This window comes from Paracoccus sp. Z118, assembly GCF_019061185.1.
Classification (GTDB): Bacteria; Pseudomonadota; Alphaproteobacteria; order Rhodobacterales; family Rhodobacteraceae; genus Paracoccus.
This window is the reverse complement of the sequence record NZ_JAHQZU010000107.1, coordinates 1-659: the sequence shown is the minus strand read 5'-3', so window position 1 is coordinate 659 and position 659 is coordinate 1. Positions and strand designations below refer to the sequence as shown.

Below are 659 nucleotides of genomic sequence, written 5' to 3'. Positions count from 1 at the left end.
AAGCCGCCATAGCACCAGCCCGCGTTGAGATAGAGCCCCTCGACCGGCGTGCGGTCGATGATGGGCGAGCCGTCCATGGACATGTCCATGACCCCACCCCAGATCCGCAGAAGCCGCGCGCGCCCGATCATCGGCATCAGCGCCATGCCGGATTCGGCCACGTCCTCGACCACCGGCAGGCTCCCGCGCTGCGCGTAGGAGTTGTAGCCGTCGATGTCGCCGCCGAAGACCAGCCCGCCCTTGTCTGACTGGCTGACGTAGAAATGCCCCGCCCCGAAGGTGATGACCCCCGGAATCGTCGGCTTCAGCCCCTCGGAGACGAAGGCCTGCAACACGTGGCTTTCGATCGGCAGCCGCATTCCCGCTTGCGACATCACCCGGCTGGACGATCCCGCGACCGCCACGCCGACCTTGCCCGCCCCGATATAGCCGCGCGAGGTCTCGACGCCCTTCACGCGGCCGTTCTCGATGCGGAAACCGGTGACCTCGCAGTTCTGGATCAGGTCCACCCCGGCCAAGTCGGCGGCGCGGGCATAGCCCCAGGCGACGCCGTCGTGCCGCGCCGTGCCGCCGCGGCGTTGCAGCAGGGCGCCCTTGATCGGAAAGCGGGCATTGTCGAAGTTCAGGAACGGCGCCATCTGCCGCACCTGATCGCTGTC

The 659-nt window shown here is 68.1% G+C and carries 1 protein-coding gene; it reads right to left on the bottom strand.

The genetic code is table 11. The features are described from left to right. A partial coding sequence (locus KTN05_RS18805) for an FAD-dependent oxidoreductase (RefSeq protein ID WP_217330674.1) occupies window positions 1-659 on the bottom strand: 659 nt, incomplete at both ends.